Source organism: Agrobacterium vitis (assembly GCF_013337045.2).
Taxonomy (GTDB): Bacteria; Pseudomonadota; Alphaproteobacteria; order Rhizobiales; family Rhizobiaceae; genus Allorhizobium; species Allorhizobium vitis_B.
This window is the reverse complement of sequence record NZ_CP118263.1, coordinates 68,335-81,769: the sequence shown is the minus strand read 5'-3', so window position 1 is coordinate 81,769 and position 13,435 is coordinate 68,335. Positions and strand designations below refer to the sequence as shown.

Annotated in this window: 10 protein-coding genes; 1 reads left to right on the top strand and 9 read right to left on the bottom strand. The window is 54.4% G+C overall.

Features of this window, described 5'->3' with window-relative positions:
* Window positions 1-14: 14 nt before the first annotated feature.
* The 9 genes from G6L01_RS27740 to G6L01_RS27700 all read right to left on the bottom strand — a co-directional run bounded on the left by G6L01_RS27740 (window position 15) and on the right by G6L01_RS27700 (window position 10,873).
* Window positions 15-902 carry a type IV secretion system protein gene (locus G6L01_RS27740; RefSeq protein ID WP_070167485.1) on the bottom strand — a complete coding sequence of 296 codons (888 nt, stop codon included), beginning with the start codon at window positions 900-902 and terminating at the stop codon, window positions 15-17.
* A gap of 74 nt (window positions 903-976) precedes the next feature.
* On the bottom strand, window positions 977-1,645 hold the full coding sequence (gene virB5 / locus G6L01_RS27735; RefSeq protein WP_060716607.1) for a pilin minor subunit VirB5: 669 nt from the start codon (window positions 1,643-1,645) through the stop codon (window positions 977-979).
* Between the two features lie 16 nt (window positions 1,646-1,661).
* Window positions 1,662-4,031 carry a type IV secretion/conjugal transfer ATPase VirB4 gene (gene virB4 / locus G6L01_RS27730; RefSeq protein WP_060716575.1) on the bottom strand — a complete coding sequence of 790 codons (2,370 nt, stop codon included), beginning with the start codon at window positions 4,029-4,031 and terminating at the stop codon, window positions 1,662-1,664.
* Window positions 4,031-4,357 carry a type IV secretion system protein VirB3 gene (locus G6L01_RS27725; RefSeq protein ID WP_060716574.1) on the bottom strand — a complete coding sequence of 109 codons (327 nt, stop codon included), beginning with the start codon at window positions 4,355-4,357 and terminating at the stop codon, window positions 4,031-4,033. The genes virB4 and G6L01_RS27725 overlap by 1 nt, the downstream gene beginning before the upstream one ends.
* A complete protein-coding gene (gene virB2, locus G6L01_RS27720) occupies window positions 4,354-4,719 on the bottom strand; it encodes a pilin major subunit VirB2 (protein WP_060716573.1) in 366 nt (121 codons plus the stop codon). The genes G6L01_RS27725 and virB2 overlap by 4 nt, the downstream gene beginning before the upstream one ends.
* A gap of 24 nt (window positions 4,720-4,743) precedes the next feature.
* Window positions 4,744-5,451 (bottom strand): type IV secretion system lytic transglycosylase VirB1, encoded by a 708-nt coding sequence (locus G6L01_RS27715; protein WP_060716572.1) that lies wholly within the window; start codon window positions 5,449-5,451, stop codon window positions 4,744-4,746.
* Window positions 5,452-6,054: 603 nt separating this feature from the next.
* On the bottom strand, window positions 6,055-8,565 hold the full coding sequence (locus tag G6L01_RS27710; RefSeq protein ID WP_060716571.1) for a two-component system VirA-like sensor kinase: 2,511 nt from the start codon (window positions 8,563-8,565) through the stop codon (window positions 6,055-6,057).
* 239 nt (window positions 8,566-8,804) lie between these two features.
* The gene (locus tag G6L01_RS27705; RefSeq protein WP_060716570.1) at window positions 8,805-10,061 is read right to left on the bottom strand and encodes a cytochrome P450; all 1,257 of its coding nucleotides are present in this window, start codon (window positions 10,059-10,061) and stop codon (window positions 8,805-8,807) included.
* Complete coding sequence (locus G6L01_RS27700; protein WP_158544235.1) at window positions 10,058-10,873, bottom strand: aminotransferase class I/II-fold pyridoxal phosphate-dependent enzyme; 816 nt, start codon at window positions 10,871-10,873, stop codon at window positions 10,058-10,060. The genes G6L01_RS27705 and G6L01_RS27700 overlap by 4 nt, the downstream gene beginning before the upstream one ends.
* 495 nt (window positions 10,874-11,368) lie before the next feature.
* Here G6L01_RS27700 and G6L01_RS27695 point away from each other — a divergent pair, with 495 nt between their 5' ends.
* On the top strand, window positions 11,369-13,267 hold the full coding sequence (locus G6L01_RS27695; protein WP_060716569.1) for a potassium transporter Kup: 1,899 nt from the start codon (window positions 11,369-11,371) through the stop codon (window positions 13,265-13,267).
* Window positions 13,268-13,435: the final 168 nt, after the last annotated feature.

Genomic DNA, 13,435 nt, shown 5'->3' with positions numbered 1-13,435 from the left:
TCATGGGGCTTAAGCTAACGGCGGACTACCCGGGCGAAATGGCGATTTAGGCTACCTGCAGCTTGCGTCGCACCGCTCCAGTAGCTACCTCCAATATTTCCAGCGATTGCCGGAAGTGCGACGATCAGAGCATCTCCCGTCAGGAAGAACATATCGATCTCGTAAAGGCCGATTATCTTGGCGGCGGTCGTGCCGGCAGAAGTGACCACTCCCAACATTACTGCGAGCGCGGTCGCTTCCGTCAGAATCACAATAGTCGCCACTATGTTCAGTAGAAAAAGAAGTATCCCGTAGGTGACAAGTTGGCCGATCCATTTCGCTGCCATATCTCTGGTGCGATCGAAGAGATAGCCCACCAGGAACAATGGGCCGATCGCCAGCAGCACCTTGGTGAGAATTCCGACTGCATCGTAAATTCCAAACGCCGTCCAAAGCGTTCCGTAGAAGATCCATTGTGCGCCTTGAAAGGCGAGGATATCTTGGTCGTTCATCGGCCCGATCTCAGAAGCAATCTTCTGGAAGGCTACCTGTGTTAGCGAGAACATCGTGTCGAGTTGGGCGGGGATGGTCTCCAAAGGAAGACCACTGACACTGAACCGCCGAATGAAGTTTGGAATCGTATCCTCGAAAACCGAGGCGATGTAATCATGATAGTCTGCTTGCCCAACGACAAGGGCACCGACGATCGATACCATGATAACCCGAGTAATGCCGCTGCGTGCCTCCATCTCTCCACGCATTACAAGGATGCCCTGGACTATGATCCACAGTGTCACGCAAGCCACGAGAGGTGCGCTCACTGCCCGTTGAATATCCCCAAGCAAAGTGTCCAGTCCGACTGTAAAGGCGAGATCGAAAATCGTGTGTATCGCCGTGAAAGGCGCTGGAATGCTAAAATTCATTTGCCCTTACCTGGATTCAGCCTTAGATTTCTGTAGGAAAGGTCGGCTCTGCTTCTGGACGAGGAGCAAGGGGCTCAATGAAGCGAAGCCGCGCCAAACATGAGCGCAGTTGCCTGGTGTTCCTTTCGTTGGGCCACCGCCTCTTCAGCTTCGTGCAGGCCCGCCTGTGCTGTGGTCATCGTCAACAGGCTGGTTGCCTGAATGTTTTGGATAATTGCATCGTGGATCTGTTTGAGAAGCAACCCGTTGGTGACAGTTGCCTGCATAATGTTGCGTGAACGGGAGAGCTGGGTCGCTGTCTCAGAATTTGCCGTAAGGCGCTTGTCCATTGCATCCAAATTATCAGCAGCGACACCGGCAGCATTTGCAGCGCCCGCAATCTGTTCGCGCAGGAGACTTCCTTCAGCGTCGTTACCCACGACTGCCCGGTCGGCATCCAAGGTGATCGCACGCGCCGTTGTCGAAGCGGGCATCTGGGGCGAAAACATTTCCCTGTCGAGTTGATTGGGAGAAGGATATTGGTTCTTCTGATCGAGCGCGGACAACAGGCCGGTGACGCCAAACGACGATGTCAACATTGTCACCATCGTGATCAACTGTTCGAGGTTCGCCGCGGTATTGATGGCCGTTGTCAGCGTTTCGGCCTCCGTCGGAGGATCACTGACAACAAACTGTGCTCTGGCGGTCCCCGACAGAAGCAGGCATATGAATAGTGCGTTTATTGCAAGCTTCGTGGTTTTCATGACTTCGATCTCCAGATCAATCCTGTGCTTCATGGTAGCGCGTCATGAATTTTTCGAGCCAGGCAGAGGGATCCCCTCCATAGGTCTCGCGCAACTGTTCCGCCAAACGCACCGTATTGGCCCGCCCGGACAGCACAGCAACGTATTCGGGCATGTCGCGAAGATCAAATTCGCAAACGACACTTCCGCTCTCGCGCTTAAGCAGGAACTTGCGACTGCCGACTGCCATGTCCTCGCGGATAGCTTGAAATTCTCGCTCTGTGCACTTCAACCCGTCTATATAGGCGGACCGGTCGGCCGTGGGTGATGGATAGAAGATCTTTGTCATGCACTGTGCGACGAGGCTGGCGCCCAACGGGGAATCAAGCACGTGCTCAGGTTGCTGTGTCGCGAGAATTAGCATTCCGTTATTCTTACGAACAGTCAGCAGGAACTTGTCGACGACTGCTGCGAATTTCGAGTTCAGCAGGTAGGCGCGAAACTCGTCGCAGCTCATAACGAACCGTCGGCCATCAACCATGGCGCCTATTCGATGCAAAAGGTATGCCGCGGCTGGCGCGCATACCTCCTCATATTCAAGGAGGTGAGTCATATCGAAGCCCGTAATCGAAGGATCTAGCTTCACTTCATCAGACTCGCCGTCAAACGCCCAGCCAAGCGCATTCCCCCGGCACCACCGCTGCAATCTGGCTCCTGCACCTTCAGACGGCCCGTGCAACAAGAATTCTCGTAGGCCCACAAGCGACCGCATGTTCGGCTCAAACGATAACTGCCGTTGGATACCGCGCTCTAACCGGCGATTTTCTTCCGGTGAAATTCCGCCCCTGCCGTCGCTCTCAATCAGCGCCACGATCCACTCGCGGAGGAAATCGCGCGCCGATGCTGTATTCTCCAGGCCGCGCAAAGGTGCAAGGCCGCTTGGCACACCTCTAGGCAGCGTGAGATAAGTCCCTCCGGTAGCGCGCACCAGCAGTTCACCGCCACGATCCTTATCGAAGAAGACGAGCGTGCCACTGCGATTGGCTATGCTCTGCTCGAGCATCGCCAGGATAAAGGTCATAAGTGTCGTTTTTCCTCGACCGATAGGCCCGAATATTGCCGTCATGCCAACGTCGTTCTCATGCGGAATATAGTCGAAGGGAGTCCCGCCGTTCGTCCGGAAGCGTGCAACGGCACCACCCCAATGGCCTGAAGTCCTCCCGCCTGGGAAATTTTCGAAGGAGACCAGTCCTGCGAAGTTGCGCGAGGTGATAGCCCCAGGACGCGTACGCCATCTGCTGTTTCCTGGAAGCTGAGACCAGTACGCAGCCTCTATTCCAATGCTCTCCTGGACAATAACCGCTCCTACATCCGCCAGGCTTGTTCGGGCGCTCGCCCCATGGTCAGCAAGAGTATGGAGATGGTCGGCATAGACGCAAAGACTGAGATGATGCGAACCCATCACGAATTCGCTACTTGCCAATGAGTCCTCTGCTTGCGCGAGTTCGCCAATCTGGGTGACTGCTTTGTCACCGGAGCTGGTCATTTGGTTTGACTTAAGACTGAGCTTGGCGTGAGCCTGCGCGCGAGTGAGAAAAGAGAAACTCTGGCTCAAAACCAGCGGAAAATTTGAGGACAGTAGCGTGTTGAGCATACCAGGCCGCGTCTTCGCGGGATATTCACGGAATGAGAAAATTGATCCGACGTAGTGATCTTTCGGCGTTCGAATCTCTAAGGCACGTTTGCCGCAAATGACTCGATCAGTATAGATGGAGGCGCCAAGCGAACCGCTAACGACGGGGACCGCTGAAAAGCGACAAGTCATTATCAGCCGGAGGGCCTCACCAATCTCCGTGAAAAGCACCTCGTTTTTTTCTCGGATACCAAGGCGGCGGAGACCATAGGCATCAAGCGCGCCAGCGACAACATTCCAAAGGTCCTCCAGATGCCGGATCTGATGTGCAAGATCGCCAGCGTTCTTCCCATACAGCCTGGTGAACCTACTTCCCACTTTGCCGAGAGCAGTGCGAGGATATACCATGAGTGTGAGAAAGTAGTCGTTCCGAAAAAGCTTGCCGGCGAGAACACGTTGCTCGAACGTTTCGCTTAGGTTCGAAGCGAAGCCGCTTCGAAAATGCCTTGGGGGCGGTGCCTGCACATCGTTATGACGGACAAGATGGGCATACACCGAGACGTTGTCGTCGGCGATATTGCGAAAGAGCGTGTTGAAGGCACGGCAGCGCGCATTTCGGACTTCAACCTCCTCCAGTTCGAAGGGCACACCACTGATATGTGCCATGGTCAAGATGGAGCCGTCCTCCAAAAGGACGACATGGTCGCTGAGGTGTCCAATGTAAGGCAGGTAGATTTCACCAGATCGCTCGGTCGCTCCATTTGTTCCGAACATCACGCCATTCCTCTTCCTCGCGGCGGCACTCTGATTGGGTTGGGACTGACACTCGCCCCGCCCCACGTATGGCTGTCAACACTTCTCCCCGCCGTCTGGAGAAACAGAAAGACCACACTTGCGGCGTTGTAGTCGCGCTCTACGACGAGCCGGGCTCCAAGCCACAGCGGCAAGAGAACGATTTCGTAGAGCGGATTCTGGACAATAACGATAAGAAAGCCAGCCAACATCATGAACAATCCAGCCAGCGTAAGCGGCACGCCAAAGAACAATGCAGGTCTCGTCGCCGCTAAATAGAGTGTGGCTTCTTCGAGACGGTCCTTCATCCGCCGCCCCCGGTGAGCGTTTGGCCGAGAAAGCTGGCTCCAAACATAATAACGATCCCGCCGACGACGCCAGCTACGAGACCAAGAGAAGCTCGACCGAACATCCATGATATGCCGATGGCTACGATGCCAAGAACTGCGAGCGATTGACCAAACGGACCAAGAATAAAGGTGCAGATATTGTTGACCATGGTGGCGGGATCGGTTCCGCCCGCCGCTTGTGCAGCGGCTGGCTCAGAGAAAAGCAAACTCCAGCCGATCGCGCCGCTGAGGCTCGGCAGGTAAGTAACCGCCAGGCGCACAACCAACTCCCTGAGGCAACGCAACGTCGAACGCACGCGGTATTTTTCAAAGCATGCCATGAGGGTACATCTCCATTACTCAATTCAAAAAACTTGATCGTCTTCCGGAGTTCTGTGTTCATTCGGCTCCTGCGGCTCTGGCGAACCAGATGAACCGCCTGCCCCACCTGCTGAGCGGGTGTTGTCGTAAGAACGCCAGACATTCCACGGTTCTTCTGGGCTCTGCTCATCATGATCTTGATTTTTCGCCGACTGAGCTAGTGGAGGCACGAGTTGCTGAGCCGCCAACTCGACCCTTCGCACATATCCGTTCGTGAAGCCGCGCTTGAGATTGCCGGTATTGTACGCCGAGATTGCTCGCCGAAGCGCGAGCTGTTCTTCTTGCGCCGTGTTCCCGCCCGTAAAGTGCCGTACAAGCAGTCGCGCCGCGGCTGATAGAGACGCACAGGGCTCAAATGCATTGCTAGACGTCAAACCCAGCATCGCGAAATTGCTCGAGTTCACCTGCATAAGGCCGACATCGATTGAATGCCCTGCTACGAGACGATCTTCCACACTTCGCCTGGCATCCGCCTGATCAGTCCAGTGAAGAGTTTCATCGGTAGTATTGTCATGAAGCACGAGTGGATCGGATCGGCTTTCGACTTTGGCAATCGCTGCAAGCGTAGATGGAGCAACCGAAGGGGCGCATTCGCGAGCAAGCTGACTGAAATCGGCCGGAGAGAGCGGCGCGGCCTCGCTTGGCTGGACCATTAGAAAAATGATCCCGAAAGATCCTGCCGCCTTCAGCATTCTATATCTCCTACGTCTCGCACTGATCTTCGCTGCAGTCTCAAGATGACGTGACCGCTAACGATCGCGACTATGGGAAGGATCTGTTACTCTTGGGTTTTAATGTTTTCGTTATTGATTTCATTTGAAGCAAATGACGTCGTTGATGGATGCTTGTTTGGTTGGCCGAGCTGAGTACGAGCCAATTTCACCTAAAAGAGACGGTCGGGCGGATTGTTTGCGTGGGGCAGGTATTGCTGTCGAATCGTGCCTTCTTTGGTTCCGCTGCGGAGAAGCACATTTCTCTTTGTTTTGAGTTTTAACCGACGTTGACCGAGAAACGTCACAAATCTCGCGGGGCTGTCACGGCGGTGCAGTCAAAACAGATCATATAAATGCGCATACGGGATCATTCGAGTAATCACGACCAGCAGATTGATCGAGTCGGCCTATTCAACAATGCTGTCCCCTGAGTGTCTCAGCAACGCCATTGGAGGCATCTCGCTGCCGTAGCGCAGGAGATCTCGGGTCATCCGGAATCCCACCCAGTTCGTGCGTCATTGAAAGCTTTATTGCGTTGCATCTCTACCCGAATTATGCCGACCCCATCCTTAATCTGTCCATTTATTCCGTTCTGATATTCGCGCGAACCACATAGGCGAGAGCCTTGGATGACACCGGTTTTTGCAAAAAGTGGTTAGATGCCTCGCCGTCCGCCGAAATTGAAACGTTTTTTTGATGCTGCCCGATCATGATGATCGGCACTTTTTCTAGTGTCGCGACCCAGGAGCCTACACGTTCTCCATCGAGAAACGATGAATGATCAATCAGAACAATATCTGCCTCTTTGCCTGCCAAAACCCAGTCAGTCAGCCCTTTGAACGTGTTAAAGCCGACTGGCTCATAACCGAGCGCCGCGATCGTTTCCTCATACCTTTCAAGCGTCACCGGATCGGGTTCAACCACAGCGACAATCTCTCCGCTACCGAGCGGTATTTTTTCAGGTCCAAAAAAACTCTCTGAATTCACTGGCTTCTTCGCCGAAGTTGGCAGATAAATGTCGAAGCGCGTACCTCTGCCAACAGTTGAGATCACATCGACAAAACCCGCCATTGCGCTGACGTGGCCGTGCACGGTGGAGAGCCCCAGCCCAGTGCCGCCGCATTGCGCGCGCGTGGTAAAAAAAGGCTCAAAAATATGTGGCAATGCGGCTTCGCCTATGCCTCCACCGTTATCCTCAACTGAAAGAAGGATGTAATCGCCAGCGGGTATCGTGCCGTTCGCAAGTACCTTATGCTTCCATACAAACGATCTATAGACGCTGACCTCGATACGCCCGGAGCCTATACAAGCCTCTGCGGCGTTCTTACACAGGTTCATCAGTATCTGCTCAATTTCGAGCGGATTTCCTTCGACAATCATCTGAGCGCTTTGAATATTGAAATCGACCTCCACCTCTGAAGGCAGCGCAACACGTAACGAAGGTGCAATCTCCCTCACCAACGCCGACAGGTTGAACGGCCTTGCTGTCCGTTCACGTCGCCGGCTAAGCGCAAGAATCTGATCAATAATCAGTCTCGCTCGATTGCTTTCAGCATTGATGCGATCGATGTAGTGTCGAGCGTAAGTGCGGCGGTGTAGAATGTTTTGTGCCATTTCGGCGTAGCCGAGAATTACCCCAAGAATGTTGTTGAATTCGTGCGCTATGCCTCCTGCAAGTGTCCCAACGGCTTCAAGCCGTTCCGCATGTTTCAAACGACGCTCAAGAATGTCTCGCTGGGTTTGCTTGCACCGAATGACCACATAATGGCTGACACAGCCAGCGGCAAGTTCCATAAGTTGAACTTCACTTGACGCTGGCTGCACGGGGTCTCGATCGAACCTAAGGCCGAAAACAGCAACTAGTCGATCGGACACCTTGAACGCAACCAACGCCCACCGGCCAGGGGCGTCTTCATTAAAGCAACTTGCCTTTCGGGCAGGATAGTCTCGAAAGATCGATCCGTGCTCGTCGGCCTGGACCAGAGAAACAATTTTCCGGATCCGCCGCTCGTTCCAGCTCGGCGGAGGCGCGCTTGCGGAAAACGTCTCGGCAATTTCGTTTTCAGTAACGTTCACTAACCCTAGCACACACTGGTTAGCTTCAAAAAAATTCTCAATAGTTCCCAGTGCGGCTTCCGCTGAGGATTTCAGTGACTGCTTTGTTTCTGTAGAATCTTCGAAGCAAACCCCAATTTTCTTGATAACTTCTTCAAAATCCAGGCGTCTCGCCAACCTGTCGGTTCGTCGACGCAATTTGTGAACCAGAATTACTATCCCAAAGCAGAAGAATACTGAAACAGCACCGAGAAATGTTCGTACCCGTTGCTCAACCACTCTGGCCAAGCTGTCAGCTTCCAGGTATGCCCGCTGCAACTTCTTCGTATTCTCGAACGTTCCAGAGGCCTGAACCAGCTTTACAGTTTCATTCAACCTCGGCAGTACGCCTAGGATAACCCTTCCATTACGGACGACCTCCTGAATAGCGACCTTATCCGCGTTCGTCGACATCTGAAGCTGGTCTAGACTTTGAGTGATCTGTAGTGCGAGCTCGGTGTTTGGTCGAAACGAAAACTGCAGCATTAAATAGCCCAGCTCAGGCACCTTCGCTGCGTTCAAATCTCGGCTATCCGAGGTTCTCAGAAGCGAGCTTATTGACTGATTAAAGGTCGCCAATGAATCCTCGAACACCACATTTTGCGCCCCGAACGATGCAACCGCCGCGTCGGTCGTGTTTATCGAGGACTTCAGTCGCGCAAGCAGTTCGGAGAGTTCCCCTACATCTTCAAGACGCGCCTTCTTAAAAAGCTGCTGTAGATTTGCGATGCTCGAGCGCACTCGCCCCAGAGGAACGATAAGAGGACGGTAATTCCGAAGAAGGCCGGCGTGAGCACGCAACACGTTCCGCTGGAGCAGCGCACAATCGACGTCGATTGACTGCAACTCAGTTAGAATCGCTTCACTGCTTTTTTCATTTTTCCAGGGTCCAATGGCCAGAACCGCAAAAGATATAGCCGCAACTACCAATGCTAAAACGTACCAGGAATTGATAGCGAGCAGAACCTTCCGGGAAGGTAACAAACGATCCCAAGTCATTTAGTTACCTCTCTTTGCAACAGCCGACCCGATTATGCGGATGTCGAGGGATTAGCGTCACCCGATGATCTCACCCCGGAATTACTTATCATTCTTACATCCGTGATACGAATTGCCGCACGGAAGAAAATTCCAGCCAAACAAGCAGAAACCAAGCTGTCCATGCGAGACTATAGGCGGCGGCGCTTAGATGCTGTCTTCCTCACCTCCACGACGATCGGCGCCACGAGGCCCCGGTTTCAATTCTCCCCCCTGATGCAAACTCTCATTTCCGCAATTCGACGCACCCCTCCATGACCATGTAACGTCGGCCACGCCCCTTCGATAGAGAGAGCGGGAGCATGTCTGAGTATTGTTGCAAGTCCCTCCTGCAACTCTAAACGAGCCAGCGCTTCGCCAAGACATCGATGTGCACCCGCACCAAAAACCATATGCCAGCGCATCTGCTTGCGGTGGATATCAAAAAGTTCAGGGTGTAGGTAGTGTTTCTCGTCTCGTAGCGCAGACATCGTGCAAAGCGCGAGAAGACTACCTTTTGGTAGCAGGAACCCATTAAGGTCAATATCTGCGAGTGCGATCCTTGGGTAAGATCCGACTGGTGGCTCGAAACGCAATCCCTCCTCGACGGCAGCGGGCACAAGAGTCTCATCCTTCAATAGGGCTTCCCATGCCTGTCGGTGTCGCAAAAGCAAGCCGATCAATGCAGTAATGCCGGTTTTGGTTGTGTCACTTCCAGCCAAGATAATCAGCATCAGTTGCACGACCCCTTCATCGGATGAGAGATCTTCTGCTTCTCGCGTGGCATTTATGAACGATGAAAGGAAATCATCGCGCGGATCGTTTCGACGATCATCAATCACCGCCTGCACATAGTTTTTAAACTCTGCTGCTGAAGCCTCCATGTCTGAAAAATCTGCGTCTCGCCATGAAGGGCTCAGGCAGCGGGAAACCCGATAGACAAGCTGTGTAAAATAAGGAACGTCGCCTGGCGGAAGACCTAGCACGCTTGCTATAGCAGCGGCTGGGAGCTTAGAAGCATATTCTTCGACGAAGTTGAAGGAACCAACCTCTTTCAAATCTTGAAAAAGGATCTCGGTCAGTTGCCTTATTTTCGGACGCAGGTTTTCAATCATGCGAAATGCGAAAGTCCGGGTAAAAGGAGAGCGACGCCTGCTGTGGGTTTTATCATTTGAGAAAAGCATGCTGAAGCGAACGAAGTCGAAAACTGCTCCTTCTTTGACGCCACGATTGAGCATCAACTCCGTCTCTATCTGACGGGTGCGCGGATCGCTGCTCAAGCCAAATACATCGTCAGCCCTCAAAACAAGATATACGCCGTCCTGCCTACGAAGGAAGGGGCGCTTTGGCCGCCACTCGGTGAAAATAGCGTGGCCACAGCGATCCAAGTCTGAGACACTAACATTGTCCGGGTCGAGGAAGGCAGCTCTGATTGATCCGGCTTCTTCCGACGCTTCTTGAGGGACTTCGACACTCATAGCAACCTCCAGATGATATAGTCTTTGGCAAAATTCGAGCAGAAGCGCTGGATGCGGCGACAGGCCTGCTCGAGAGGATCTTTAGTCGCAGAAGCCTTGGAGGCGCCGTTCATCGTCAGCGTGGAGTTGTAAAGCTTGGGCTCGTCTTCGACGGGCGTGATGAACTTGAAGTCGCCATAGGTTAGTGCTCGTACATGTCGTCGGTCAGAATCCAAACATGCCGGATGCCTGACGAGCACTTGGGTCAGTGCCTTCATCTCGTCATGAGCATAGGCGGCACCCGTCGTGTTGGAAGGCAAGTGAAAGATGAACCACTTGGTCTTCGGCGTGATCGCCTTTTCGAGATCGGCGGCTTGGATCTTGAAGTTGTTCTCGTGCGTGACCGAAACGAAAGCCAGCGTACCGGCGCAAAGCGTCACCATCTTCGGATAGGAAACCCAGTAAGACGCCGAGATGGCGACTTCCTCGCCGAGGTTCGGCGTCGCCATGAAGGCGTCGAACAGGAAGTGGTTGCCGCCGGTGACAACAATCACCTGCCTCCAGGAATATTCGAAGCCGTGCTCGCGCTTGAACTTGGCGGCGATCGCCTTGCGCAGCCCAGGACTGCTGGAAACCGGTGTATACTTCGTCTCGCCGAGGTTGATCGCGTCGATGGCTGCCTTTTTGATGTTGTCGGCTGTATCTAAATCTGGCCCGCCGATCTTAAGGCGGACGAAGTCCCTATGCTCAACTTTAAGCTCACGAAATCTCTGCGACATGACGTTGGTGGCAGAAGGCTTTACGCTGGAGAGAGCATCGGCTCGTACGAACATGGCGGTCAATCCAAGCATTTCAAAAGGAAGCCTTCAGCCGTCTTCTATCTTAAACGTACTGCGGACTTCAATTGACTGGTGGTCGCTTGTTACAAACGAAACCAAATTTCGCTCCCTCGGCAAAATGCATGATCTTTGTCGATCGAAGGCGTATTGGCTGGCGGGTCGAGCGTGCTGCTTTGTCTTCGATCAAGATTGTCAAATAAGGAATATCTGGCTATTGCCGAGAATCTGCCGCTTTAGGATTCCGAAGAGCCCCCTCAAGTCAGCAATTCGGCCGACACATCTGCTACTTCTTATGCATTACAGATGAAGTTCGATTCAACTTTCCTTGTATTTTGACTTTGTGAGATAAGGCCTCAACGAACGCTCGCATCAGCGAGGAAAACAGCGCCGCGTCAATGATCGCCCGCCTCTACGAACGCCTTTTTTGCGTTAGGCGATCTAAACAATGTGGGAAAAAGAGGCTGGCTCTAAGGAGCCTGTTGCAACTTCATGTCCGAAGAGAGCCATCTGAACGAACGCCACATGACGCCGCGAAAGCGGTTCTGTCTTGCGCTGGGTTCTGTCGGTGTCGTCTACGGCGATATCGGCACCAGCCCGCTCTATGCCTTTCGCGAAGCGCTGAAGCCGGTGGTCCATGACGGCGCCACCCGTTTCGAGATCATCAGCCTGATCTCGCTGATGATTTGGGCGCTGACGATCATCGTCACCATCAAATATGTGCTCTTCCTGCTGCGCGCGGACAACGACGGCGAGGGCGGCACGCTGTCGCTACTTGCCCTGCTGATGAAGACCGCCAACGGCCATACCGCCATCCTGATGCTGCTCGGCCTGATCGGTGCCTCCCTCTTCCTCGGGGATGCGATGATCACCCCGGCTCTATCCGTGTTGTCGGCCGTCGAGGGTCTGAAGCTCGTCGCACCCCGCCTCGCGGGCTATATCGTGCCGATCTCGGTGGTGATCCTGGCGCTGCTCTTCGTCGTGCAATCACGTGGCACCGGCGCCGTCGCGAAGTTCTTCGGCCCGATCACCGCCATCTGGTTCCTCGTCACGGCCGCTGCCGGCATTTCTCATATCTCGGACGACTACGGCATTCTGGCCGCCTTCAATCCCTATTATGCCGTCAGCTTCCTGCTGCATGAGGGCTTCGATGGCGTCGTCGTGCTCGGCGCCGTGTTCCTGACGGTGACGGGCGCGGAAGCGCTCTATGCCGATCTTGGCCATTTCGGCCGTCGTCCGATTCAGTGGGCCTGGTTCCTGCTGGTTTTCCCGTCGCTGACGCTGAATTATCTCGGGCAGGGCGCGCTCGTTCTCGGCAATCCGGGGACGATGTCCGACCCCTTCTATCTGATGTATCCGAAATGGGCGCTGCTGCCTGTCGTCATCCTGGCGACCGCCGCGACGATCATCGCCAGCCAGGCTGTCATCACCGGCGCCTTCTCGATGGTGCGCCAGGGCATCAACCTCGGCTTCCTGCCGCGCATGGAAATCCTGTTCACCTCGGAAACCAATGCCGGGCAGATCTTCGTGCCTTCGGTCAATGCCGTGCTGTTCATCGGCGTCATCTTCCTGGTTCTGAGTTTCAAGACATCGGACGCACTGGCGACCGCCTACGGCATCTCCGTCACCGGCGCCATGGTCGTCACCTCGATCATGGCCTTCGAATTCGTCCGCGCCCGCTGGAACTGGTCGCTCCCGGTTGCGGTGATCGCGCTCGTGCCACTGGTAGTGCTCGAAATGATCTTCCTCGGCGCCAACCTTTTGAAGATCCACGACGGCGGCTATATCCCGATCATGATCGCCACCGCCTTTACCGTCGTCATGTGGACCTGGCGTCGCGGCACGGCGATCCTGATGGAAAAGACCCGCCACGCCGATATTCCGCTTGCCTCCTTCCTTAGCTCGATCGAGCGCAAGGGTGAACATTCGCCGGCCCAGGTTACGGGCACCGCGATCTTCCTGACCGGCGATCCGGAGTCCGCCCCCGCCGCCTTGCTGCACAATCTCAAGCACAACCACGTGCTTCACGACCGCAACGTCATCCTGACGATCCGCACGATCAGCAAACCGCGTGTACCGAGCCACGCCCGTTACAAGATAGAACAGATTTCCGAGCGTTTCTCTCGCGTCGAACTGCTCTTCGGCTTCATGGAACCGCATAATGTGTCTCAAGCCCTGGCGACGTTGCGCAAGGCCGGATTGAAGTTCGACATCATGTCGACCTCCTTCTATCTCGGTCGCCGTAAGCTCCTGCCGGATGCCAAGTCGGGTATGCCCTACTGGCAGGACCGACTTTACATCGTACTTGCAAATGCTGCCGCAATGCCGTCAGATTATTTCAGCCTGCCAGCCAACCGCGTGGTCGAACTGGGATCGCAAGTCATTGTTTGAGATCTGCCCCAGTTATGCCGATGTGGACGCCAAGGAGAGTTGAGTATTTTTCGGCGTCCGCCCGCATGGCTTTTGAGGTGGGGCAAAGGCCAGAGGCGCGATGAGGACTTTGGAGCAGACATGCTTCGGAAGCAATTCGGCGTTCTGGCGGAGAGCCCGCGCCAAAAC